The sequence below is a fragment of the Streptomyces sp. NPDC005302 genome (assembly GCF_040607345.1).
GTDB lineage: Bacteria > Actinomycetota > Actinomycetes > Streptomycetales > Streptomycetaceae > Streptomyces.
Genome location: NZ_JBEXGN010000010.1, coordinates 241,525 through 266,265, shown reverse-complemented (window position 1 = coordinate 266,265; position 24,741 = coordinate 241,525). Strand labels below are relative to the sequence as shown.

At 71.6% G+C, this 24,741-nt stretch carries 20 protein-coding genes and 1 pseudogene; 11 read left to right on the top strand and 10 right to left on the bottom strand.

Annotation, left to right across the window (positions count from 1 at the left end):
* Positions 1 to 201: 201 nt before the first annotated feature.
* Positions 202 to 2,010, top strand: a complete 1,809-nt coding sequence (kstD, locus tag ABZT74_RS18015; RefSeq protein WP_356436037.1) for a 3-oxosteroid 1-dehydrogenase — start codon at positions 202 to 204, stop codon at positions 2,008 to 2,010.
* 43 nt (positions 2,011 to 2,053) lie between these two features.
* On the opposite strand, the gene ABZT74_RS18010 is transcribed toward kstD, so the two are convergent.
* Complete coding sequence (locus ABZT74_RS18010; protein ID WP_356171290.1) at positions 2,054 to 3,160, bottom strand: PP2C family protein-serine/threonine phosphatase; 1,107 nt, start codon at positions 3,158 to 3,160, stop codon at positions 2,054 to 2,056.
* Between the two features lie 354 nt (positions 3,161 to 3,514).
* Here ABZT74_RS18010 and ABZT74_RS18005 point away from each other — a divergent pair, with 354 nt between their 5' ends.
* From ABZT74_RS18005 to ABZT74_RS17990, 4 genes are all read left to right on the top strand, one after another.
* Positions 3,515 to 4,252, top strand: a complete 738-nt coding sequence (locus ABZT74_RS18005; RefSeq protein ID WP_356436034.1) for an anti-sigma factor — start codon at positions 3,515 to 3,517, stop codon at positions 4,250 to 4,252.
* A gap of 129 nt (positions 4,253 to 4,381) precedes the next feature.
* Positions 4,382 to 6,037, top strand: a complete 1,656-nt coding sequence (locus tag ABZT74_RS18000) for a sulfite oxidase (RefSeq protein ID WP_356436122.1) — start codon at positions 4,382 to 4,384, stop codon at positions 6,035 to 6,037.
* A 106-nt stretch (positions 6,038 to 6,143) separates the two neighbouring features.
* The gene (locus ABZT74_RS17995) at positions 6,144 to 6,818 is read left to right on the top strand and encodes a helix-turn-helix domain-containing protein (RefSeq protein ID WP_356436031.1); all 675 of its coding nucleotides are present in this window, start codon (positions 6,144 to 6,146) and stop codon (positions 6,816 to 6,818) included.
* A 74-nt stretch (positions 6,819 to 6,892) separates the two neighbouring features.
* A complete protein-coding gene (locus tag ABZT74_RS17990; protein ID WP_356436028.1) occupies positions 6,893 to 7,750 on the top strand; it encodes a DMT family transporter in 858 nt (285 codons plus the stop codon).
* A gap of 103 nt (positions 7,751 to 7,853) precedes the next feature.
* On the opposite strand, the gene ABZT74_RS17985 is transcribed toward ABZT74_RS17990, so the two are convergent.
* The 4 genes from ABZT74_RS17985 to ABZT74_RS17970 form a co-directional block, all read right to left on the bottom strand.
* Positions 7,854 to 8,279, bottom strand: coding sequence for an SsgA family sporulation/cell division regulator (locus tag ABZT74_RS17985; protein WP_356171302.1), 426 nt, complete (start codon positions 8,277 to 8,279; stop codon positions 7,854 to 7,856).
* A 284-nt stretch (positions 8,280 to 8,563) separates the two neighbouring features.
* Positions 8,564 to 10,957, bottom strand: coding sequence for a SpoIIE family protein phosphatase (locus ABZT74_RS17980; RefSeq protein WP_356436120.1), 2,394 nt, complete (start codon positions 10,955 to 10,957; stop codon positions 8,564 to 8,566).
* 156 nt (positions 10,958 to 11,113) lie between these two features.
* On the bottom strand, positions 11,114 to 15,388 hold the full coding sequence (locus ABZT74_RS17975) for a HAMP domain-containing protein (RefSeq protein WP_356436025.1): 4,275 nt from the start codon (positions 15,386 to 15,388) through the stop codon (positions 11,114 to 11,116).
* Between the two features lie 358 nt (positions 15,389 to 15,746).
* A complete protein-coding gene (locus tag ABZT74_RS17970; protein WP_355878450.1) occupies positions 15,747 to 16,628 on the bottom strand; it encodes an RNA polymerase sigma factor SigF in 882 nt (293 codons plus the stop codon).
* Positions 16,629 to 17,052: 424 nt separating this feature from the next.
* On the opposite strand from ABZT74_RS17970, the gene ABZT74_RS17965 reads away from it, so the two are divergent.
* The gene (locus tag ABZT74_RS17965; RefSeq protein ID WP_356436022.1) at positions 17,053 to 17,988 is read left to right on the top strand and encodes a sensor histidine kinase; all 936 of its coding nucleotides are present in this window, start codon (positions 17,053 to 17,055) and stop codon (positions 17,986 to 17,988) included.
* 148 nt (positions 17,989 to 18,136) lie between these two features.
* On the opposite strand, the gene ABZT74_RS17960 is transcribed toward ABZT74_RS17965, so the two are convergent.
* Complete coding sequence (locus ABZT74_RS17960; RefSeq protein WP_356436019.1) at positions 18,137 to 18,694, bottom strand: DNA starvation/stationary phase protection protein; 558 nt, start codon at positions 18,692 to 18,694, stop codon at positions 18,137 to 18,139.
* Positions 18,695 to 19,017: 323 nt separating this feature from the next.
* On the opposite strand from ABZT74_RS17960, the pseudogene ABZT74_RS17955 reads away from it, so the two are divergent.
* Positions 19,018 to 19,209, top strand: a pseudogene (locus tag ABZT74_RS17955) (DUF5133 domain-containing protein); the annotation flags it as partial.
* A 263-nt stretch (positions 19,210 to 19,472) separates the two neighbouring features.
* Here ABZT74_RS17955 and ABZT74_RS17950 read toward each other — a convergent pair.
* Entirely contained in the window at positions 19,473 to 19,874 is a 402-nt protein-coding gene (locus ABZT74_RS17950) for an STAS domain-containing protein (RefSeq protein WP_356171311.1), read from the bottom strand.
* Positions 19,875 to 19,997: 123 nt separating this feature from the next.
* Entirely contained in the window at positions 19,998 to 20,144 is a 147-nt protein-coding gene (locus tag ABZT74_RS17945) for a hypothetical protein (protein ID WP_266610552.1), read from the bottom strand.
* 345 nt (positions 20,145 to 20,489) lie between these two features.
* On the opposite strand from ABZT74_RS17945, the gene ABZT74_RS17940 reads away from it, so the two are divergent.
* Positions 20,490 to 20,756: a hypothetical protein gene (locus tag ABZT74_RS17940; RefSeq protein ID WP_356436016.1), complete on the top strand. Its 267-nt coding sequence runs from the start codon at positions 20,490 to 20,492 to the stop codon at positions 20,754 to 20,756.
* Positions 20,757 to 20,836: 80 nt separating this feature from the next.
* Here the strand turns inward: ABZT74_RS17940 and ABZT74_RS17935 are convergent, their stop codons facing one another.
* A complete protein-coding gene (locus ABZT74_RS17935) occupies positions 20,837 to 21,421 on the bottom strand; it encodes a DUF4383 domain-containing protein (protein ID WP_356171317.1) in 585 nt (194 codons plus the stop codon).
* Positions 21,422 to 21,546: 125 nt separating this feature from the next.
* Complete coding sequence (locus ABZT74_RS17930) at positions 21,547 to 22,008, bottom strand: SRPBCC family protein (protein WP_356436013.1); 462 nt, start codon at positions 22,006 to 22,008, stop codon at positions 21,547 to 21,549.
* A 169-nt stretch (positions 22,009 to 22,177) separates the two neighbouring features.
* On the opposite strand from ABZT74_RS17930, the gene ABZT74_RS17925 reads away from it, so the two are divergent.
* From ABZT74_RS17925 to ABZT74_RS17915, 3 genes are all read left to right on the top strand, one after another.
* Positions 22,178 to 22,354, top strand: coding sequence for a hypothetical protein (locus tag ABZT74_RS17925; protein ID WP_203659033.1), 177 nt, complete (start codon positions 22,178 to 22,180; stop codon positions 22,352 to 22,354).
* Between the two features lie 178 nt (positions 22,355 to 22,532).
* Positions 22,533 to 24,200 (top strand): PP2C family protein-serine/threonine phosphatase, encoded by a 1,668-nt coding sequence (locus ABZT74_RS17920; protein ID WP_356436010.1) that lies wholly within the window; start codon positions 22,533 to 22,535, stop codon positions 24,198 to 24,200.
* 157 nt (positions 24,201 to 24,357) lie between these two features.
* The gene (locus tag ABZT74_RS17915; protein ID WP_356171326.1) at positions 24,358 to 24,741 is read left to right on the top strand and encodes an STAS domain-containing protein; all 384 of its coding nucleotides are present in this window, start codon (positions 24,358 to 24,360) and stop codon (positions 24,739 to 24,741) included.

The following is a 24,741-nucleotide window of genomic DNA, read 5'->3' as shown; positions in this document are numbered from 1 at the left end:
TTGTTAAGTCACTACATACCGGTTGGTAACTTGTGTCCGATCTTGGGTGGTCCGACCGGGCTCGGCCCACTTGCTCTTGACTTCACAAGACCCTTGCGCGAAATTTCTGACGCTGCATCAGAACCGGTACGGCGGGGGCCAGTCGGGCCTCCGGAGCACGCAAGGCCCCCACCTTCCCCCGCCCTGCTGGAGCGACCTGCCATGTCCTCGAACACCGACCCCGCCAGACCTGCCGACTCCGCCCCGGCGCCCCGCCCGTCACGGCGCCGCGTGCTCGGCGCGGCCACCGGAACCGGGCTCGCGCTCGCCACCGGACTCGCCACGGCCACCGGCGCCACGGCGGCCGACCTGCCGGCCCTCGGAACGTACGACGTCGTCGTGGTCGGTTCCGGCGCGGCGGGCATGACCGCCGCCCTGACCGCCGCGAAACAGGGACTGAGCTGCGTCGTCGTGGAGAAGGCGGCCACCTTCGGAGGCTCGGCGGCGCGCTCGGGCGCGGGTATCTGGATCCCCAACAACGAGGTGATCCTCGCCGCCGGGGTCCCCGACACCCCGGCGAAGGCCGCCGCCTATCTCGCCGCCGTCGTCGGCCCGGACGTCTCCGCCGACCGGCAGGCGGCCTTCCTCGGCCAGGGGCCCGCGATGATCTCCTTCGTCCTGGCCAACAGCCCCCTGCGCTTCCGCTGGATGGACGGGTACAGCGACTACTACCCCGAGCTGCCCGGCGGCCTTCCGGGCGGCCGCTCCATGGAGCCCGACCAGCTCGACGGGAACATCCTCGGCGCCGAACTCGCCCGTCTGAACCCGGCGTACATGGCGGTCCCGGCCGGCATGGTCGTCTTCAGCGCCGACTACAAGTGGCTCACCCTCGCCGCCGTGAGCGTGAAGGGCGCGGCGGTCGCCACGGCATGCCTGGCCCGCGGGACGAAGGCCGCGCTGCTCGGCCAGAAGCCGCTCACGATGGGCCAGTCCCTGGCCGCGGGCCTGCGCGCGGGACTGCTCGCGGCCCAGGTCCCGGTGTGGCTGAACACCCCGCTGACCGACCTGTTCATCGAGAACGGCGCCGTCACCGGCGCCGTCGTCACCCGGGACGGCGTGCCCGGACTCGTCCGGGCCAGGCGCGCCGTCGTGGTCGGCTCGGGCGGCTTCGAGCACAACGCCGCGATGCGCGCCCAGTACCAGCGGCAGCCCATCGGGACCGACTGGACGGTTGGGGCCAAGGAGAACACCGGTGACGGCATCCAGGCGGGGCGGCGGGCCGGAGCCGCCCTCGACCTGATGGACGACGCGTGGTGGGGACCCGCGATCCCGCTCCCCGGCGAGCCCTATTTCTGCCTGGCCGAACGCACCCTGCCCGGCGGCCTGTTGGTGAACGCCGCCGGAGCGCGCTTCGTCAACGAGGCCGGGCCCTACAGCGACGTCGTGCACACCATGTACGAGCGGAACGCGAGCGCGCCGGACATCCCGGCCTGGCTGGTGGTCGACCAGAACTACCGCAACCGCTATCTGTTCAAGGACGTCGCGCCCACGTTCCCGTTCCCCGATTCCTGGTACACCTCCGGCGCCGCGCACAAGGAGTGGACCCTCGACGCCCTGGCCGGCCGGATCGGCGTCCCCGCGGCCGCGCTCCGCGCCACGGTCAACCGCTTCAACAGCCAGGCCCTGAACGGCAGGGACCCCGATTTCCACCGGGGCGACAGCGCCTACGACCACTACTACACCGACCCCGCCGTCCACCCCGACTCCTGCCTGGCCCCGCTGTGGCTGCCCCCGTTCCACGCCTTCAGGATCGTCCCCGGCGACCTCGGCACCAAGGGCGGCCTGCGCACGGACGCCCGCGCCCGCGTCCTGCGTCCCGACGGCACACCGATCCCGGGCCTGTACGCCGCGGGCAACGCCAGCGCGGCCGTCATGGGCCACAGCTACGCGGGCGCGGGCTCGACGATCGGGCCCGCGATGACGTTCGGCTACATCGCGGCACGGGACATCGCGGCGAACGCGGCACGCTGACCGGGCGCGGTGCGGGCAGGCGGGTCCGATGGCCGCTGTACGGTCACGTCCCGTCGGGCGGCACCGGTGCCAGTACGAGCATCGTGACGTCGTCGCGGATCGCGGGGCAGAAGGCGGTGAGGTCCTTCCAGACGCGGTCGGGGAGGGCGTTCGTGGTCTCGTCGGCGAACGTGGTGAGGCGGTCCGGCAGGGGATAGAAGGCGCCGGACGGATCGCGGCTCTCGCTCACGCCGTCCGACGCCAGGAACAGCCGGTCGCCGGGCTCCAGGTCGACGGTGCGGCACTCGGGAGGGGCCAGCCCGAAGAATCCCGTGCCGACCGGCGGCCCGGGCTCGCTGTCCAGTTCGAGGGTCTTCGTGCCGCGCAGCAGCAGTGGACGCGGATGCCCGCAGGACACCAGCCGCACCGCGTCCGCCGCGGGCGAGAACTCCAGCAGCAGCACGGTCGCGAACATCTCGGCGTGCTCGGAGGCCGACGAGTCCACGACCAGCCTGCGGTCGAGCCGTGCCGCCGCCTCGACGAGGTCGCGCTGGTCGAGGACGGTCTCCCGGAACGCCCCGAGGAGCGACGCGACCGTCCCCACCGCGGACAGCCCGTGCCCCTGCACGTCACCCATCACGGCCCGGACACCGAAGGGACCGTCACGCACCTCGAAGAAGTCGCCGCCCACCAGCGTCTCCCGTTGCGCGGGCCGGTACAGACCCACACAGCGCACCGGCCCGACCCGGCCGGGCAGTGGGGGCAGCACGGCGAGCTGCGCGGCCTCCGCCACCGACCGCACGGTGACCAGATGCTGTTCCCTGCGTTTGAGGACCAGGGCCACGAGAATGCTGAGCAGCGCGATGAAGATGACGGTGATCAGGTCGGTGTTGCCCGGATGGTTGAGCTGGATGGCGGGGACGTTCAGCAGGATCACGACGACCACGCCGAACACCGCCGTCGCCACCGGCCCGTAGGACAGGACGGCGAGCGAGGGGATGGCGCCCAGCAGGAACCCGATGTCCAGCGCGCGGCTGGTGGCGAGCTCGGCGACGCAGACGCCCACCAGCAGGACGACCGGAAGCAGCCGTAGCCAGCGCGGAGGGGGTGAGCCCCGCAGCCAGCTCCGGTCCCCACCGTCCCGCTCGCCGGGCGCGGCCTTCGTGGCCATGGCACTCCTCCTTACGCCACCACGCTCCTCCATTCCGGAGTGCCGCGCATTCCGGCCGGATCGGGGGACGCTGCCGCCGGGCGGGTGCGCGAAGCCCCGCCACCACGGGGATAGGGGGTGACGGGGCTCCACCCCTCGGGTGCCCGGCTCGGGGTGCTTCACCCGGGTCCGTGAGGAATCGCACACCAATCCGCGGCCGCTTCGGCTGCGGATTACCGGCGATGGGCTGTGTGCCGGGAAAGGACTCCGAATGTCGCGTGGAATTCTCGCAGGTGCATTCCCGGCCGGGACGGAGCCCGATCGCTCCGCGTTCATCGGGCGGTTCCGTTTCACGGCCGTCTCCCGGACGTCGTCATGAGAAACGATCCGCATCTGCTGATGGGTGCCTACGCCCTCGACGCGCTGGACCCCGCCGAACGAACCGCGTTCGAGCGGCACCTGGGGTCCTGCCCGGTCTGTACGACCGAGGCGGAGGAACTCCGGGAGACCGCCGCCCGGCTCGCCGCCGCCGCGACGGTCCGCCCGCGAGGGGAGTTCCGGCAGGACGTGCTGACGCGGATCGAGGGAACACGGCAGGTCCCGGCCCACCTGCGGTGGACGAGGATCCCGGTGCACACCGGACGTTCGCACCGCGCCGGGCGCTGGGCCCTCGCGGCCTGCGTCGCCGCCGCCCTCGCACTCGGCGGCGCGAGCGTGTCGCAGAATCAGCGGGCCGGTGCGGAACAGGCCCGGGCGGAACACCGACTGGCCCTCGTCACCGCGCTGTTGGCCGCCCCGGACTCGGAGACCCGGTCCCTGCCGCTGACCGGCGACGCCACCGCCCGCGTGGTCGTCTCGCACCAGGTGGACCGCGCTCTGTTCGCCGCCGACGCCGTCCCCTCACCGGGGCGGGGCCGTGTGTACGAACTCTGGTTCGACGACGCCGGGGTGATGCGGCCCGCCGGCCTCGTGCACGCCTCCCGCGGCCCCGTCACCGTGGTCCTCGACGGCGACATCGGCGCGGCCTCGGGACTGGGCGTCACCGTCGAGCCCGCCGGGGGTTCGGCCCACCCCACGTCGACCCCCGTGGCACTGCTGGGCTTTCGCGCGTGAGAGGCCGGAACGGGACGACGGAGCCGGACGGACGTGCCCCACCGGTACGGCCGGGAGGGCATGGTCGTACGAGGTGAATTTCCCGTCCGGACCAATCCGCCGGGCCACCGGAATCGGATTCCCACCGTGATGACAGGACAGAAGGACCGGAATGCGCGGAAGAATTGGGTGCGCTACCCGCTCGGTGCGCTGAGCGGATTTCTCGCCGGATTCGCCGCGCTCGCCATGGCCGAACTGGTTTCCGCGCTCGTACGGCCGGAAGCGGGCCCGATCGTCGCCGTCGGGGGCGCCGCCATCGACCGCACGCCGCCCGCCGTCAAGGACTGGGCGATCCGGCACTTCGGCACCAACGACAAGCTCGTCCTCCAGCTCGGCATCCTGGTCGTCCTCGCCCTGTTCGCCGGTGTGCTCGGCGCGTTCGCCGTCCGTCACCGGCGCGCCGGAGCGGCGGGCGTGCTCCTCTTCGGTGTCATCGGCGGTGCCGCCGCGCTCAGCCGTCCCGACTCCACGAGCTGGACCGACGCCCTGCCGTCGGTGGTCGGCGCCCTGTGCGGCGCAGCCCTCCTGTACGTGCTGGTCGGACGGCTCACCGTCGCCCGGCCCGCACCCTCCGCGCCGGACCCCCAGCCGGACGAGAACCACTCCGCGGCGACCGTCGGAGCTGCCGCCCCGGCCGTCGCGTCGAGGGAGTCCGGCTGGGACCGGCGCGGATTCATCATCGCCGCCACCGCGGCGGCCGCCGCCTCGGCCGGAGCGGGGGCTCTGGGCCGGTCGCTGAACGGCAACCGCGGCCAGGACGCGGTCGCCTCGCGCGACAAACTGGTGCTGCCCGTCGCCTCCTCCCGGGCCAGGCCCATCCCCAGGGGCGCGCAGCTCCGCATCCCCGGGATCAGCCCCTTCGTGACGCCGAACGGCGACTTCTACCGCGTCGACACCGCCCTGGTGGTCCCCAAGGTGGACGCGACCGCCTGGCGGCTGAAGATCCACGGCAAGGGCGTGACCCGCCCGAAGACCTTCACGTTCGACGACCTGCTCCGGCGCGAGCTGATCGAGCGGAACATCACGCTGACCTGCGTGTCCAACGAGGTCGGCGGCCCGTACGTGGGCAACGCCCGCTGGATCGGCGTGCGGCTGGCCGACCTTCTCGCCGAATGCGGCGTACGCCCGCCGTCCAAGGGCGGCCCGGCCGATCAGCTGGTGGCCCGCTCGGTCGACGGCATGACCATCGGGAGTCCCGTGGACGACGTGATGGACGGCCGCGACGCGATGCTCGCCGTGGGCATGAACGGGCAGCCGCTGCCGTTCGAGCACGGCTTCCCGGTGCGGATGCTCGTCCCCGGCCTCTACGGCTATGTGTCGGCCTGCAAGTGGATCAAGGACATCGAGCTGACCACCTTCGACGCGTACGACCCGTACTGGGTGAAGCGGAAGTGGGCGCGCAGGGCGCCCATCAAGACCGAGTCCCGCATCGACACCCCGAAGCCCTTCGCGCGGCCCAAGGCGGGCACCGTCATGGTGGCCGGGGTCGCCTGGGCCCAGCACCGGGGGATCGACAAGGTCGAGGTGCGGGTGGACGACGGCGCCTGGCAGGAGGCACGCCTCGGCTCCGAGGACACCGTCGACACCTGGCGTCAGTGGTCGTTCCCCTGGCAGGCCACGAGCGGCGGGCACACCCTCACGGTCCGGGCGACCGACCGCACGGGCCGGGTGCAGACGGCCAAGCGCACCCAGACCATTCCGGACGGTGCCAGCGGCCGGCACTCCGTGGTCGTCACCGTCGACTGACCGCCTCGCGGCCCGCCGACGGCGGGGTGGCCTCCGTCGACTACTGCGGACGGGTGGATTCGCGGACAGACAGTCACATGACCGGGAGTGCGGTTGTCCTACGGTCATGACGATCGACCTCCTCCCGCAGCAGCCGCTGCCCATGCCGTCCCACCCGCGCCGTCGCGACGGCAAGTCCCCTCTCCCGGCGCCCGAGGTCAGGGCCGGGCTGCGCCGCTCCTGGAATCTGTCCGAACAGCAGGTCGCGACCGCGTTCGGGGTGACCCCGGCGACGGTCCGTTCCTGGGAGGCCGGCCGCACCACCCCCACCGGCAGGCGCCGGGCCGCCTACGCCGCGTTCCTCAGCGGCCTGGCCCAGGGCCTCGCCCCCGTGGTGGTCACGGACCCGGCCACGGCGTCGCCGCGAACCCCGGCCATTGCCCCCAGCCCGCCACCGGCGAAGGCGCTCACCCCGTCCCCACGCGGCGCGTCCACGCCCAGCCGGACCCGGCCCACCGCTCCACCGCCTCCGACCGCGATCCCGCGCGTCGCGTCGCCCACGCGGGAGCCGGCACCGCGGACCGTCGGCCTCCCGGTCGCCGGCGCGCCGGATCCGGTGTCGGCGGCCCGCAGACGCGGGCTCCGCCGCGCGGCGGCCGCGGCCGGCCTGTGGCTGGTCTTCGTCCACCTCATGGTCACGACCGGTCCGCAGCGGGCGGCGGGTGCCACCGGCGGGGACCACGGAAGAGCGGCGGCCACGGAGCGCGCCGCCTGCTCCTGCCCCGGTCCCGACCGGCTCTGATCCCTCGGCCGAGCGGCCGCCCGGCCGGTCGGCCCGGGATGCCACGGCCCGCCGTCCCGGGGCATGGTGGAGGGGTGATAGCGCTGGCCGTACTGTTCGCCGTGCTCGGAGCCGCCAGCAACGCCATGGGTACGGCGTTCCAGCGCAAGGCGGCCTCCCGCGTCCCCCAGGGCGGCGGACTGCGGCTCATCCTGCAACTCGCCCGGCAGCCCGCGTGGCTGATCGGCATCGCCGGCGTGGCCGGAGCGGCGCTCTTCCAGGCCCTCGCCCTGGTGAACGGACCGCTGTCCCTGGTCCAGCCCCTGTTCATCCTGGAGCTCCCGTTCGCCCTGATGATCGCCATTCCGCTGCTGCACCGCAGCCTCCCCGGCGCGGGATGGTGGGCCGTCGCCGGCGTGGTGGCAGGCCTCGGTCTCGTCCTCGTCGCCGCCGACCCGTCGGGAGCGGAGACGTCCGCCCCCATGGCCCGCTGGATCCCGATACTGATCCTGTGTCTGTCGGCGGTCGCCGTCGCTGTCGCGGTCTCGCGCCCCGGACGTCCGCCGCTGTTCCGCGCGGCCGTGCTCGGATCGGCCTCGGCCATCAGCAACGCCCTGACGGCCGCGCTTCTGAAGTCGGCCGTGGGCACACTCGAGGACGACGGCCTCGTCGCCTTCCTCACCGTGTGGCAGACGTACGGATTCGTCGTGACGGGCATCGGTGCCGTGCTGCTGCTGGAGAACGCCCTCCAGGCGGGCCCGTTGGCCGCCTCGCAGCCCGCTCTCACGATCGGCGACGCCACCGTGAGCCTGTTCCTCGGCGTCTTCCTCTTCGGCGAGACGATCCGCACCGGCTGGTGGCTGCTCCCCGAACTCGCCGGAGCCGGCCTCGTCCTGTGGGGGGTCCTGGGACTGACCCGCGTGGTGCCGCACGTGGGGGAATCCGCCCACTGACGGGTCGCGACGCGGACCTGCGCGGGGCGCTCACGGTCACGGCGCCCCGGAGGCCGACGGCTGACGCGACCGGGAACCGCTCCGGCCGGCGGCCCCGGTCACGTCAGCCGCCGGCGATGACCTCCGCGAGGAACCCGTCGAGGGAGACCCGCTCCTCGCCGGCGGCGACGATCCGGTGCGTCTCGTCCAGGAACGACAGCACCGCGGGAGCCCAGCCGACGACCACCGCGTGCTGGCGTCCGCCGTCGGAGTGGGGGCGGCCGAAGAACTCCAGCCGCACCTCCCGCCAGCTGCCGGTGGCCCGCGGGCCGATACGCACGTCGCCCTCACCCACCGGACGCTCGATCCCCTCGGCCAGCATCTCGCGGTCGAGCCGCCACCGGGCGAGCACCAGACCGTCGTGGCTGAAGGTCATGGTGACGGCGAACGGGTCGTCGGCGCGATACGCGAGATGCGCCATCACGGGAGAACGGCCCGTGGTCTCGGTCACGAGCTGCATGACGAGCGTTCGGCGCACGGATGTGATCAAGACAGGCCCCTGGGGAAGGACGGACGGAGACCTCCCTAGTACCCGCCCCGGCCCCGTCATGCTGCTCCATCCGGGGGAAAGAAACGCGGAAACTCGTGTGCATGCATCGCTGAGACCGGGGCACCAGCATCCTGAGACAGCTTGAGGACGCCATCCCCCCTGGCGGACCCGAGCTTCGCGGCCCCGCAGGCAGTCACCCCCCCCGGCTGTCGGCGGGGCCGCCTCTCGTTCAAGGTCCCGGACCGGAGCCCGTCAGCCGACGACGCCTCCGGCCCCGCCGCCTCTCATCCCGTCTCCTCGGCCCCGTCCCGGGGTCCGGTCTCCTCCACCTGGATACCGACGATGCAGGTGTCGTCGTCCGTGTCGGACCTGCTGTACGTCAGCAGCCGGTCGAGCTGGTGGTCCAGGGTCCGCGAGGTCGTACGCGCCGCCTGGAGCAGTTGGCGCAACGACACCTCCACCGAGCGGTCGCGCCGCTCGATCAGGCCGTCCGTGAACATCAACAGGGTGTCGTGGACGGCCAGTTGCACCTCGTCCTCCTCGAACGTCGCCTCGGGTACGGCGCCGAGCAGGATGCCCTTGACCAGCGGGAGCGGAGTGGCGTCCGCGTCACGGACCAGCACGGGGGGCAGATGCCCCGCCCGTGCCCAGCGCAGTACGCGGCGGCGCGGATCGTAGATCCCGCAGACCGCGGTGGCGGTGACTCCGCCGGTCAGATGGTGCGCCACGGCGTTGAGCCACGACAGCAGCTGGCCCGGTCCGGCACCCGTCACGGCCAGTCCGCGCAGCGCGTTGCGCAGGACCACCATGCTCGTCGCGGCCTCTATGCCGTGCCCCGCCACGTCCCCGACGCACAGCAGGACCAGACCGGAGGGCAGCACGACGGCGTCGTACCAGTCGCCGCCGACCAGTTGCTCGGTCTCCGCCGGCCGGTAGCGGACCGCCACCCCGAGTCCCGGCGCCCGCAACGGGGCCTGGGTGGGCGGCATGATCGCGTGCTGCAGCTGGAGAGTCAGCCGGTTGCGTTCATGGGCCTGCTGCTCGGTGTGCGCGAGCTGGTCGCGGGTGACGGCCAGCGCGACCTCGGTCCAGTGCTGGGCCGAGATGTCCTGATAGGCGCCGCGGACCACGAACAGCCGGTCCTCGGCGTCGAGCACCGGCTCGGCCACCATCCGGATGTGCCGGGTGACCCCGTCGGGCCGCTGCAGCCGGAACGCCGCCGACGCGGGCCTGCGATGGTGCAGGACCGTACGCAGGAAGCGGCCGATGGTGACGGCGTCGTCCGGATGCGTGTGGGCGGACAACTCCTCCAGCGGCACCGGGCCGACCGAGGGGGAGCGGCCGTACAGGTCGAAGAGGGTGTCGTTCCAGATGATCTCGCCGGTCAGCAGGTTCTCCTCGAACCCGCCGATCCTGCCGAGCCGTTGGGCGTGCTGGAGCAGGCTCGCCAGCCGCGCGGTCTCGTCCTCGATGCGCCAGATGAACAGCAGCGCCCCGCCGTGCCGGCTGACGCTGATGTCGGCCACCGACGACAGCGGTACCTGGTCGACCAGCGCCGTCAGATCCATCCGCCGGGCCCGGAACGGCTCCCCGGTGGCGTGCACACGCTCGATGCACTGGAACAGTTCGCTCTCCCCGGCGGCCATCGGGTAGGCCTCCAGCAGCAGCGCGCCCTGGACGGATCCCCGGCGCCGGCCCGCCGGGTCGAGGAACCGGCTGTTCACGTGGCGGATGCGGAAGTCCGCCAGCCGCCCCTGACCGTCCAGGTGCGGCACCAGGACGAGAGCGGGATCGTGCAGCCCGTCGACCAGGTCGACCAGTTCGGCGACCTCCGCCGTCCCGAGCGCCTCCCGGTCCTCGCCCGCGGGCGCATGCGTCTCCAGCGTGTGCGAGCACAGCTCGGCCAGCGCCTCGACCTGACGGACGACCTGCGGGGGCTGCGGCGCCAGCACCGACGGCCAGGCGATCTCGAGGACGCCGTGGACACGGCCCCCGGAACCGGCCGGGACGGCCACGCGCCCGCCGTCCGGACGGTCCGCGTGCCCGATGGAGGGCAGCCCGGTGCCCGACAGCGAAGCGGCCCACTGCGTCGACCGCTCGGTCAGCGCGCGGCGCGCCATCGTCGCCACCCCCGGCGGTACATAGCGCCAGCGCCTGGCCTCGTCGGCCGGGAACCCGGCGCTGCCCGCCAGCGTCAGCGAACCGTCAGCGCCGGCCGCCCAGACGGCCACGGCGACGGCCCCGAGCGGGGCCAGCGCGTGCTGGAGCAGCGAGTCGGCCACCGCCTGGGTGTCGTTCGCGGCCAGCGCGCCGCTCTCCGCGGCGCGCAGTCGCACGGCGGGGCTGTCGTCCTCGGAGGCGTGAGCCGCCGTGAGGGCGAGGAAGGTGCTCGTCACCTCGGAAAGCCGGTCGTGCGCCGCCTGGTTGATGATCTCGACGGCGAGCTGGAGCTGCGGCACCCTCGCCTGTCCGGCCAACTCGGCGAGCTGGCGGGCCGCTTGGGCGGGACCGCAGCTCAACCGCTCGACCAGGATGCCCTTGGCCAGCTCGATCAGCGCGCGCCCGTCCGCCTCCAGATGGGCCGCCCGCACCTCTCGGCGCAGCCGCTCGACCGTGGCCGCCAGCCGACCGACCGGAGACGTCCGGCCCGTGCCCGCGGGAACCTCGGCCCGTTCCACCTCCGACGCCCCGGACACGTCGTCGTCGCCGGCAGCTTCAGGACTGTTCACCGTGCGATTGCTCCTCGGCGGGGACGCCCGAAGGCGCGGGGGAGAGGTGCCGGCACGGGGGGTTCTCCCGCCGCCCGGCCGCACCTGTCGGTGCCGAACGCCATGTCACTCTCCGAGCCAGCGGTGGACACAGGCGATGAGGTCGTTGGTGTCGACCGGCTTGGTGACGTGGTCGCTGGCCCCCGACAGGAGGCTCTTCTCCCGGTCTCCCGGCATGGCCTTCGCGGTCACCGCGATGATCGGCAGGCCGGCGTACTGGGGCATCTTCCGGATCTCGGCCGTCGCGGTGTACCCGTCCATCTCGGGCATCATCACGTCCATCAGGATCAGCGCGATCTCGGGCCGGGCCAGCAGCGTCTCGATGCCCTTCCTGCCGTTCTCCGCGTGCAGCACCTGGAAGCCGTGCAGCTCCAGAATGCCGCTCAGCGCGAACAGGTTGCGGGCGTCGTCGTCGACGACCAGCACCGTACGGCCCCGGAACGCGTCGTCGATCGGCTGCGCCGGCTGGCGCCTCGCCTCCTCCTCGGCGCGCACCAGCGGCACCACGTCGCCGGGCTGTTCGGCGGACAGGTGCAGGGCGATGCGCTCGCGCAACTCGTCCAGGCTGGACAGGAATTCCAGGGACCGGGCGCCGGAGCGGGACTGCAGCGCCTGTTCCTGCGCGAGGTCCACGCGGCTGCCGTTGTGGACGAGGACCGGCACGGTCGCGAGAGCCGAGTCGCCCTCGACGGCTTCGAGGAACCGGGCCGTCTCCCCGCCCGGCAGGCCGAGTTCGAGGATCACGCAGTGCCACGGCTCGGCGGCCAGCGCACTCGCCGCCTCCTGCGCCCCGACGACCGTGACGACGTCGACGGACTCCCGCGCGTCACCCTCGTCACGGCTGCGCGCCACATCCCCGACCGCGCTCTCCGCGACCAGCGTCAGCAGGCCACGCGGCCGGTCCTCGACGACCAGCAGCCGGCGCCGGCGCGAGCGGTCGGGGCCGGCCGAACCGGCGATCGCGTGCCGGGGCTCCGCGGGCGCCAACGCGTCCGGGCCCCCCTCCGGCTTCCGGCCGCCGGCCAGCAGCGCCTCGAACTCGGGCCGGGCGACCGGCAGGAAGAGCGTGAACGTACTGCCCTGCCCCGGCACGCTGTCGACGGTGACCGCGCCACCCAGCAGATGGGCGATCTCCCGGGTGATGGACAGCCCGAGCCCGGTCCCGCCGTACTTGCGGCTCGTCGTCCCGTCCGCCTGCTGGAACGCGCCGAAGATCGTTTCCAGCTGCTGCTCGGGGATGCCGATGCCGGTGTCCTTGACCCGGAAGGCCGCCACGGTTCCGCCACGCCGGACGCCCGGCGGGATCTCCTGGTCCGCCGCGGGTTCGATCCGCAGCTCGACCTGCCCGCGTTCGGTGAACTTCACCGCGTTCGACAGCAGGTTGCGCAGCACCTGGCGCAGCCGGGAGTCGTCGGTGAGGAGGTCGACCGGGGCTCCGGGAGCGGTGCTGACCGTGAAGTCCAGGCTCTTCTGCGACGTCATGGGACGGAAGGTGGCCTCGACGTACTCCAGGAGCTGGCGCAGCGGGACCCGTTCGGGGGTGACGTCCATCTTTCCGGCCTCGACCTTGGACAGGTCGAGGATGTCGTTGATCAGCTGGAGCAGGTCGGAACCCGCGGAGTGGATGATCCCGGCGTACTCGACCTGCTTCGGCGTGAGGTTGCGCGAGGGGTTCTGCGCCAGCAGCTGGGCCAGGATGAGCAGGCTGTTGAGCGGGGTCCGCAGCTCGTGGCTCATGTTGGCGAGGAACTCGGACTTGTACTTGGAGGCGAGCGACAGCTGCTGCGCCCGCGCCTCCAGTTCCTGCCGGGCCTGCTCGATCTGGAGGTTCTTCGCCTCGATGTCGCGGTTCTGGGTCGCCAGCAGCGAGGCCTTGTCCTCCAGCTCCGCGTTGGACCGCTGGAGTTCGTCCTGCTGGACCTGCAACTCCTCCGAACGGGCCTGGAGCTCGGCGGTCAGCCGCTGCGACTCGCCGAGCAGTTCGTCGGTGCGGGCGTTGGCGACGATCGTGCTGACGTTGACGCCGATGGTCTCCATCAGCTGCTCGAGGAAGGTCCGGTGGCCCTGCGTGAAGCGGACCACCGAGGCCAGCTCGATGACGCCGAGCACCTGCTCCTCGACGACGATGGGGAGCACCACGAGGGCGGTCGGCGCGGTCCGTCCGAGACCGGAGGAGATGGTGACGTAGCCCGGCGGCACGTCGTCGACGGTGATGGCGCGGCGGCTGCGCGCGGCCTGGCCGACGAGTGAACGGCCCAGCGGGATCCGGGTGGGCCGTCCGTCCTCGTCGGGGTAGCCGTACGAGCCGACGAGCCGCAGCTCCGTCCCCTTGGCGGTCTCCTCGGCCAGGTAGAACGCGCCGTACTGCGCGGCGACCAGCGGGGTGAGCTCGTCCATGATGAGGTCGGCGACGACGTCCAGGTCGCGATAGCCCTGCATCAGGCCGGAGATCCGCGCCAGGTTCGTCTTGAGCCAGTCCTGCTCCTGGTTGGCGCGCGTGGTCTCACGCAGCGACTCCACCATGGAGTTGATGTTGTCCTTCAGGTCCGCGACCTCGCCCGAGGCCTCGACGGTGATGGAACGGGTCAGGTCGCCCTCGGCGACGGCGCTGGTGACCTCGGCGATCGCACGGACCTGGCGCGTGAGGTTGCCGGCGAGCTCGTTCACGTTCTCGGTCAGCCGCTTCCAGGTGCCCGAGACGCCCTCCACCTCGGCCTGGCCGCCGAGCCGGCCCTCGCTGCCGACCTCGCGCGCCACCCGGGTGACCTCCGCAGCGAACGCGGAGAGCTGGTCGACCATGGTGTTGATGGTCGTCTTGAGTTCGAGGATCTCGCCGCGGGCGTCGACGTCGATCTTCTTGGACAGGTCGCCCTTGGCCACGGCCGTCGTCACCAGGGCGATGTTGCGCACCTGTCCGGTGAGGTTGTTGGCCATCGAGTTGACGTTGTCGGTGAGGTCCTTCCAGGTGCCCGCCACGTTCGGTACGTGCGCCTGGCCGCCGAGGCGTCCCTCGGTGCCGACCTCGCGGGCGACGCGGGTCACCTCGTCGGCGAACGCGGACAGCGTGTCGACCATCGTGTTGATGACGTCGGCCAGCGCGGCGACCTCGCCCTTCGCCTCCACGGTGATCTTCTGCGACAGGTCGCCGCGGGCCACGGCGGTCGCCACCTGCGCGATGGAGCGGACCTGTCCGGTCAGGTTCGACGCCATCACGTTGACGTTGTCGGTGAGGTCCTTCCACGTGCCGGAGACACCCCGCACGGTGGCCTGCCCGCCCAGGTTGCCGGCCGTGCCGACCTCGCGGGCGACGCGGGTGACCTCGTCGGCGAACGCCGAGAGCTGCTCGACCATCGTGTTGATGGTCTCCTTGAGTTCGAGGATCTCGCCGCGGGCGTCGACGGTGATCTTCTGCGACAGATCGCCCTTGGCCACGGCCGTGGCCACCTGGGCGATCGAGCGGACCTGGGCGGTGAGGTTGCCGGCCATGAAGTTGACGGAGTCGGTGAGGTCGCGCCAGGTGCCCTTGACCCCCTTGACGTCGGCCTGGCCGCCGAGCCGTCCGTCGGTGCCGACCTCGCGGGCGACGCGGGTGACCTCGTCGGCGAAGGCGGAGAGCTGGTCGACCATCGTGTTGATGGTGTTCTTGAGTTCGAGGATCTCGCCGCGGGCGTCGACGGTGATCTTCTGCGACAGATCGCCCTGGGCCACCGCCGTCGTGACCTGCGCGACATTGCGGACCTGGGCGGTGAGGTTGCCGGCCATGAAGTTGACGGAGTCGGTGAGGTCGCGCCAGACGCCTCCGACGCCGGGCACCTGGGCCTGGCCGCCTAGGCGACCGTCGGTGCCGACCTCGCGGGCGACGCGGGTGACCTCGTCGGCGAACGCGGACAGCTGGTCGACCATCGTGTTGACGGTCTCCTTCAGCTGGAGGATCTCGCCGCGCGCCGGAACGTCGATCTTCTGCGACAGGTCACCCTTGGCCACCGCCGTCGCCACCTGCGCGATGTCACGGACCTGGGTGGTGAGGTTGCCGGCCATGGCGTTGACGGAGTCGGTGAGATCGGCCCACGTACCGGAGACACCCGGCACCTCCGCCTGCCCGCCCAGCGTGCCCTCGGTGCCCACCTCGCGGGCCACCCGGGTGACTTCGGAGGTGAACACCGACAGCTGGTCGACCATGCCGTTGAACACGGTCGCGATGTCGCCGAGGAGACCGCCCGCCTCGTCGGGAAGCCGGGTGCCGAAGTCGCCGTCGCGCACGGCGGTGAGGCCGGCCAGCAACTGACGCAACTCCTGCTCGCCCGGGGTCCGTCCGGACGTCCCGCTCGCTGCCCTGGTCATGCCCACCCTCGTTCCGCTCCCCTGGAGTCCCGTGACACGGAACTCGGAACCACGCCGGGCCCACGGCGGCCCCCACACCTGTCCGTGGAAATTCCGGCGGATCGCGGGTCGTCCCGCCAAGAAAATACGCCGCAGGCTAACCCAGAACGCGGGTTGTGAACAAAGCGTGAGAGATAACTCTTCGGCAGCCGGAAAATGTCGGCGCGAGCAGGAATAAGAGCGCGCGAAGGGGACACACAGGACGCTCTGCGTATGAGGGGACGGGCCTGCGTACGGCGAAGTCCCGCCGCCCCACGCCGGACCGGAGTCCTGGCGGGGAACGACGGGACCGTCGAACCGGGTGTGACGAGCGGGCGGGTCAGGCGACCGCGGGGTCCATCAGGCCCGTGCGCAGCCGCTTGATGATGCGGGTGATCAGCCGGGAGACGTGCATCTGGGAGATGCCGAGCTCCTCACCGATCTGGGCCTGGGTGCGCTCCTCGACGAAGCGCATGTGGATGATCCGGCGCTGGCGGTCGTCCAGCTCGGCGATGAGCGGGGCCAGCGAGTTGAAGTCCTCGACCAGTTCCAGCGACGGGTCCTCCTCGCCGAGGAAGTCCGCGAGCACGGCCTCACCGTCGGCGCCACCGTCGGCGGTGAGCGCGGCGTCGAGGGACGAGGAGTTGTAGCCGTTCGACGCCTTGCGGGCCTCGATGACCTCTTCCTCGGACAGCGACATCAGCTCGGACAGCTCACGGGTGGTGGGCGTGCGGCCAAGGCGGGTGCGGAGCTCCTCCGTCGCCTTGGCGAGCTCGACGCGGGCTTCCTGCAGACGGCGCGGCACGTGCACGGCCCAGCTGGTGTCACGGAAGAAGCGCTTGATCTCACCGACGATGTAGGGCACGGCGAAGGAGGTGAACTCGACCTCGCGGGTCAGCTCGAACCGGTCGATGGCCTTGATGAGCCCGATCGTGCCGACCTGGACGATGTCCTCCATCTCGCCCTGGCTGCGGCTGCGGAAGCGCGCCGCCGCGTACCGGACGAGGGAGAGGTTCATCTCGATCAGGGTGTTTCGCGCGTACTGGTACTCGTGCGTGCCCTCTTCGAGCACCGTGAGCCGGTCGAAGAACTGCCGGGACAGTTCACGCGCGTCCTTCGGGCTGACCTTCAGCGGCTCGGCGATCTGCGGGAGCGTGCTCTCCACCGTCGTCGCTGCCAGCTGCGCCGTGTGCGTTGCCTTCGCTGCCGTCACGGCTGCCATGCCGTCCACCCCAAATCGTCCGAAGGAATTGATGCCAGCACCCGTCTGCCCGGCATCACACCGCTCATGCCCCCCGAAGGGAAACTTTTTTCAGATCCGTGTTCGGGGCGTCCGGACGGGGTCCGGGCGGCAGACATTCCAGCCGGTGGAACCGTCCGGATGCGCTCCGACGTGTCAACGTTCGAACGGGGACCCGGACGGTTCCGGCGGGCAAAGCGGGGCAAGTGAGGACCAGGCGCGGCCGATACGGCGCGGGCCACGTGGCGGGACCCGGGGTGGCCGGACCTGCCGCGCAGAACGGTCGGCGAGGTGAGTCGGTGGAGATCGAGTGGCAAGAGGACGGCGCACGGGCGGGATCCGCCGCGGCGCGCCGAAGGACGGGCCCGGCCGTGCGAGCCACCGCGGGGAACCCGGGAGCCGGGTCGTGACGCCGACGGCACCGTGCGACGACCCCTTCGTCCACCCGGCGCTCCTCTATCGCGGCGACCGTGAATACGTGGAGGCGACGACGCGTTTCGTCGCGGAGGGCGTAGCGGCCGCGGAACCGGTGGCGGTGGCCGTGCCGGCCCGGCGGCTGGAACTGATCCGACGCGAACTCGGACCGCTCGGCGACGACGTCCGCTGGATCGACATGACCCGGGACGGCAGGAACCCGGGCCGCATCATCCCCTCGGTACTGCGGCGGTTCACGGACGCCCACCGGGGCAGGCGGGTCCGGATCATCGGCGAGCCCGTGTGGCACGGGCGTACGGCCGCGGAGTACCCGGCCTGTCTCCAGCACGAGGCCCTGATCAACCGGGCGTTCGACGGACATGACGTAACGATTCTCTGCCCGTACGACGCGCGGGCCCTCTCCGACGAGGTGATCGCCGACGCGCACGCCACGCATCCCGTCGTCATCAGCGGCGGGCTGGAGCGTGTCAGCCCCTCCTTCGATCCGGACGCGGTGCTGGAGCGCTGCAACGAGACCCTGCGCCACCCGCCCGGAGCGGCCACCGTCCGGTTCGACGCGGCAGGCCTGCCCGCCGCCCGCGACTTCGCGACGACCGAGGCCCGGGAACGTGGAATGGCACCGGACCGCCTCCAGGACCTGAACCTCGTCGTCGCGGAGCTCACGACCAACAGCGTCGTACACGGCGGCGGTTCGGGAACCCTGCGGATCTGGGCCGAGAGCGAGCAGATCGTGTGCGAGGTGCGGGACGGGGGACGGCTGAGCGACCCGCTGGCCGGCCGGCATTCCCCGCGCCCCGAGCAGATCGGCGGACGTGGCCTGTTCCTCGTGCACGTCGTCTCGGACCTGGTGCGCGTCCACACCGGGAGCTCCGGCACGACCGTACGGAGCTGTATCGCGCGCGGCTGAGCGCCGAGCCGGCGTGGTGACCGCGTCGCCCTCGGGTGCGGGCGGGAGAGAGGCTGCGAGCCCTCGGCCCGACAGGCAAGCCGATGGGACCGTGTCAGGTCCGGGCCCCACCGCTGTGGCCGCTCCGTGCCGCCGTTGGTTCCCGCCGCTACCGCGCGGCCGATCGCGCGGCGTCCTGCTCCGTGTGGGCGTCGCCCTGGGACAGGGAACCGCCGGAGCTCTCCAGGTGAGCGCGGACGAACCACTGGAACTGTTCGAGCGAGCGCAGCTGCTCGATGAGGAGGTCCTCGGTGACCGGGTCGATCTTGCCGACCTCGGAGACGGCCGCACGGTGGTCCTCGACGATGCCGGTGTAGACGAGGTCGAGAGCGCCGAGGTGGGCGATGGCGTCGGCCCGGCCGAGGCTGTAGTCGTCCCAGGACCGCTCGGCGACGAGCGCGCCCGGCGTACCGAGCGGAACGCCGCCCAGCGCCGAGATCCGCTCGGCCGCGTCGTCGGCCATCTCACGGACGCGGTCCACCTGGGGATCGAGCATCTCGTGGACGGCGATGAAATGCGGGCCCACCACATTCCAGTGAATGTGCTTCAGCGTCAGCGAAAGGTCGTTGAGGGCGTGCAGGCGCTTGCCCAGCACATCGATGATCCGGCCGCCGTCGTGCGTGCTGATGCCGGGGACGGTGTACTTCGGTGTCGTGGAAGTCGCCATGTTTCCATTCCTTCCGCACAGGTTTCTCGCGGGTCGTGTCAGAGGTCATGGGGAGTTCGCAGGTGCCCGCCGTCCTGACGGTTCCGGTGCGACTGCCTGCGGTACCAGCGGCCGCGCGGGCCACGGGAATTGCCCGGACTTTCGAGTGCCCGAGTTCCTCCAGGCCACACCTGTGCCATACACCGATCCGGTGCGGGATCGGGTGCGACGCGATGTCGCCACGGAGAAAGCGTTGAGCCAAAGAGGTTGTGTGGGGCCCCTGTTGTGAATGAATCGGCGCTCACCGGGCACACGGTCGGAAAATAGAGAGAGGAACCCTCGCCGTGCTCGTGCCCGACCCGAAGGTTGTCCGGAGACTGCTGACGCGTTACGCGGCTCTGAAGATCGCCTATGCCGAGAGGGAGACGCTGGAGACGGCGCGTCGACTGGAGGACGTCACGTACACCCTGTGCGTGATGACGGGGAAGACCGGTGTCCATGACGCCGTCTTCGCGGCCGACGCCATGCTCGCGGCCGGCGGCAACCGGCGGGAGTCCGAGAAGAGCGCGCTGGTGGGGAGCGGTGGGCCGGCCGCTGTCGCGACGAACGGCCTGACGACGGTCCCCGCACCGATGGCGCGGACGCACACGGAGGCCGGGACGCTGACCGGCCAGGGCGTGGGCGTGCCCGGTCCGCGCGTGTGATGCTCGCCGGACGCGAGGTGGGGCGGACCCGTTCGGGTCCGCCCCACCTCGCGTCGTGTACCGACAGTTCCGCCGAACAGAGAGGGCCGGCCGGATCAGGGCGCCGACGTCCCCGTCCGCTCCTCCTCCGCCTGCCGCGAGTCCACCAGCGCCAGTGCCTCGTCCAGGGTCTCCGACACCGACACCGTGAGGCTGACTCCGGTGAGGTCGAGAACCCGTCGTACGGCAGGCGTCGGTGCGATGACGTGCACGCTGCCCGACACGTTGCGCGCCTCCTGATAGCTCCGTAGCAGGACGTTCATCCCCGAAGAGTCCATGAAGGGCACAGCCGAGAGGTCGATCAGGAACCGGCGGCGCCCGTGATGGAACTGGTTCGCCAAGTGATGCTGCAACTCCGTGGCCGTGTCGATGTCCAGGGAACCCTCGACGGTCAGGAGCACCGCGTCCTCACGGGGCAGGGTGACATCGATGGACAGCGGCTCCAGGTCTGCGGACACGCTTACCTCCTACGTAAAAAATATGGGTATAGGAGGCCTGGCTACCCCGGATGCTCGATTCGACGCACCTCGAACCCCGATCGTCGCAAAGATCGGGGTTCGTCACGGCAGTAGGCGCCGGGGTCAGTGACGTCCGCGCAGCTTGCCGAAGAGCCGCTGCGCCTGGGCCCTGCGCCGGGGATCCGCCGCGGCGCGCCGAATCTCCTCGGCCGTCCGCCGTCCCTGGGGACTCCTGGCGAACTCCTTGAGGCGCTGCACCATTCCTGGCATGGCATTCCTTCCGGTGCGGGGTCGGCTTCCGCAGCCCGCTTACCCCGTCGTCGCCGTGTCAGGCCCGGCGGTGGCCGCGCGGCCCTGTCCTTCGAACGGCTGAACTACCTTGTCGGATCCCGCTCGTTCTTCTCCTGTGAGCATCGTCGAGGCGGAGATGAGGAATCGATGAGCCGACACCGCAAGGGCCGTAGGCACCGCAAGGTGAACATGACGCCGCGTCCGGTCGGACCGAGGAGATCACCGCGCGCAGTGCAGGAGCGGTCCGTCCCCCGGAACGCCGGGACGACCCGGACCAGTGCTCCGATCCCCGGACAGGACAGCACCGGTGGGACGGCCGGGGTCGTGTCGAGGAAGGTCAGCGAGAGCGGCCTGAGCCGGCACGCCGTGCGCACCTGGGAGCGGCTGGCCGAAGCCGGTACGGGCGGAGCCGAGGTGGGTGAGCTGAGTGCGACCGTCGGCTTCCAGCGCTCGACCGTGCTCGGCCACCTGAAGGGCCTGGCCGAACTCGGACTGGCCGAGGACGACGAGAGCGTGTGGCGGGCGACCGGTCCGGTGGAAGGGGCAGTGACGCGTGACGGCGTACGGGCCTCCGCCGGGGCTGCTTCGTAGAGCGGACGTGTGAGAGGGGCGCTTCCCCGGGGTTTTCCGCCCGGGGGAGCGCCCCTCGTCGTGTCGACCGGTCGAGCCGTTCAGCCGGTGCTCTGCCGGCCGGGCGTGCCGGTCCGTCCGTCGAGGGCTGTCCGTGTGCCGCCCGCGGGCAGGGTTCCGGCCGGGGTGGGCTGCCTGCGCCGGGCCAGGGACTCCTGTGCCGCCTCGCGCGGGTGACGCCGCTGCCAGTACGGGTTGTCGTGCGACAGCTTGCTCGACACGCGCCCGTACATGCCGAACGTCAGGATCACCAGCCCCATCACGAAGCTGAAGATGACGTTGGTCATGCCGAAACCGAGGATGTTGGCCGGCCGGTCGAGGATGAAGATGTGCACGAACCCGCTGAGCAGGAACAGCGTTCCGACCACCATGTTGAGGCCGGAGGCGAAGTTCCCGCCGATGACGCCGCCGGCGATCAGCGCGGCTCCGACCAGGACGGAGATCAGGCTGAGGGCGCCGTTGCTGGACAGGCCCGCGACGGTGTTCCCGTCCGTGGTGAAGGGGCTCAGCGCGTCGGCGAAGCCGAGGCTGCCGAAGATGAGCAGCACCACGCCGCAGAAGGCGGCGCCCCAGCGGTACACGGCACCCAGTTGGTGGTCGACGGGCAGTTCGTCCTGGAGCTTCATGGCGCTTCCCTTCGCTACCGGGAGAGGGCACACGTGCGATGCCCGTTACCTGTGCTTTGCCCCTTTATTCTGATGGAGTCGGCCGGTCGGTTGCACCGGTGGCGCGGGAAAACGGGAGCACGCGATCAGCCGGCGGGCCGTCCCGCGGCACCGAGGTGGCCGTCCACCGCCGCCGGCATCCGCCGGACCACCTCGTCCCCCAGCCGCTCGAACTCCTTGCGGAGAAACGGTGACGCCAGCTTGGCCACTCCGCGGAACTCGATACGGGCCCGGTAGGTGAGCCGTGTCCCACCGTCCTCCTCGCGGAAGGTCATGTCGTCCGTCGAGGTGGCCGTCCGGTTCCGCCCGACGAAGGTGAGCCGCCGGTCCTCGCAACGGACCAGCCGGTAGAGGAGTTCGGTGCGCCGGCCGCGGAACTCCGAGACGTTCTGCCATTCGGATCCCTTGGCTACGGGAACACCGGGCCGGGCCGGACGGCAGCTCACCGTTCCCGGATCCCACTCCTGCGTGTGAGCGAAGTCCGCCAGGTACGCCACCACATCGGGCAGGGGGTGGTGCAGCGTGAGCGTGCGCTCGACCTCGATCATCGGATCTCCCTTACGCGGCCATCGGAGGACATGGTGTACAGAACACGGCGCGTCCTCCTGTCTTCCGGGCGGGGCCGCACGGCGGATGCAGCGGAATCGGCACCCGACAGAGTGTCGAGTCGCATCCGCTGGGCATCCGGTCTCCACCACTTCGACACAAGGAGACCTCATGCTCGGCATCGTTGCCGCCGTACTGTTCTTCATCTCGTTCCTCATCAACGCGGCGGACATATCGACGAACGACGTGTTCACCTCGACGAACGTCATGCTCATCGGTCTCGCCCTCCTCGCCCTGCACGTCGCCGGCGTGGGCAGCGGTTGGGCCACGCGCAGCCGTCGCCGGTGACACCTCCGGGCGGGGTCCCGTCGGCGCCGACGCGACGGAACCCCGGCCCGGGTGTCCCCTGTTCGTGTGACTTCGCCCGAGCGGCTTGCCGTGGGCGGGACGGCCGGGAGATGGTTGCCGGACGGAAACAATCTGTCGTCCTGAAAGGTGGTGGGCCCGCAGACGCGGGCCCTTGCTCGTGGACACTCCCCAGCAGCCTCCTGCCAGCCCGCGCGGCGTCGGCCTCGGCGCCACATGGGGTTCCGCCCCCTACCCCGTGGTGGTCGCGGACCCATCCGGCGCGGTGATCGACGTGAACGTCGCGGCGGCCGCGCTCTTCCCGGGCGCCGTCACCGGCGCACCGCTGCGGGACGTCGTCCCCGAGTGGATGGCGGACGCGCACACACGGCTGCGGGCGAACGTCCCGGGCCCCCGGCGTGCCGGCCCCGCTCCACCCGCGGGCGGCCGTGTCGGAGACCGTACGTTCGAGGCGCACCCCACCTGCACCGAGGACGACGACGTCATGTGGTGGCTGGTCGACGACACCGACCGGCGCCTCGCGGAGGACGCCCTCAGGAGCGAGCGCGCACGCACCGCCTTCCTGGCCGGTGCCTCCACTGCCCTCCTCTCTTCGCTGAACGTCGGGCGGTGCATGGAGGTCACGGCCCGCATGGCGGCGGAACACCTCGCCGACGCCGCCGTGATCGTCGCCCCGGCGCTCGGCCGCAAGCTGCCCCTCACCCTCTGCGGTCCGGACGGCTCCCTGGTGCACCGCACCGTGCTGGAGGACGTCGGCCAACTGCCCGGGCTCAGTGACGCCCTGCGGGGATTCCCGCCCGTGCCCTCCCGCTGGATCGACCCGGCCGGTGTCCCCGGATGGATCGTCCCCGACGGCTTCACCGAACCCGTCGGCTCCGCCGTCGTGACGCCGCTGCCCGGTCACGGGGTACCGGCCGGCGCCCTGATCCTGCTCCGCTCCAGCGACCACGCCGCGTTCACGGAGAGCGAGGAGATCTTCGCCCGCCTCTTCGCCGCACGCGCGGGCGCGGCCCTGTCGGCGGCCCGTATGTACGCCGAGCAGGCGGCCATCACCACGACCCTCATGCGCGAACTGCTGCCTCCCCGGCTGCGGAGCGTGCACGGCGTGGAGTTCGCCGGGAAGTACCGTCCCGCGGGCCGGACCGAGCGCGTCGGCGGCGACTTCTACGACGTCCACCCCGGTACCGACGAGGGACAGGAATCCCTCGTCGTCCTCGGCGACGTGTGCGGCAAGGGACTCGAAGCCGCCGTACTGACGGGCAAGATCCGCAACACCGTGCAGGCGCTCCTGCCGCTGGCCGCGGACCACCAGCGCCTGCTCGGCCTGCTCAACGGCGCGTTGATGAACTCCCACCACACCCGCTTCGCCACCCTCGCCCTGGCCTCCGTCGTCCGCCGCGGCGGCATGGTCCACCTGCGCGTCACCAGCGCGGGCCACCCGCCGCCGCTGATCGTGCGCGCCGACGGCCTGGTCGAGCAGGCGAGGACCCGGGGGACACTGGTCGGCGCGTTCTGGGAGATCAGCTCCACCACCGTCCACGTCGAACTGGCGCCGGGCGAGACCTGCCTGTTCTTCACGGACGGCATCACCGAGGCGAGGGGAGGACCGTTGGGAGACGAACTCCTCGGCCTCCAGCGGCTGGAGAGCGCGCTCACCCGGTGCGCGGGCATGCCCGCCGAAGCCGTGGTCGAGCATGTCCAGATACTCGCCGCGCGGTGGGTCGGACACGGACTCCACGACGACATGGCGATGGTCGCGGTCACCGCCCCCCACCACGCGCACCTGAGCGCGGTGAACGGCCACACCAGGGGCAGGTACACGGCATGACCGCTCCTCCCACCTGTACGTACGGAGAACGGCCGCGCGCGGTGGCGCTCTCCTTCTCGACTCCCACCCGACTGCCGGCGGCCTTCGGCCCGGACGGGCGCCACGCCCGCACGCGAGGAACGCCCGCCCGCACGATTCCCCGGCCTGGAAAGCTCGCATGACGACTTCGCGTCCACCGTCCTTCACGCTCACCGTCGAGGGCGGGGCCACCGATCTGGTGGTCCGCGTCGACGGAGATCTCGACCACGAGACCTGCGACGAACTGAGGAGCACCGTCGAACAGAACCTCACCGTCCGGCACTCCGCCGGGGGACGGCTCCTCGACCTTCACCTCGTCTTCGCCGGACTTCGCGGGATCGACTCGATGGGACTGTCCGCCCTGCTGATGATCCGGCGTGGTACGGACGCGGCCCGCGTGCGCCTCCACCTGGACGAGCGCCCGCCGCACCTGGAACGGCTGCTGGAGATCACGGGGACCCTCGACCACCTCACGGCACCCTGCCGGGTGAAGGACGGCGAGCAGCACCCCGGAACGGGCTGA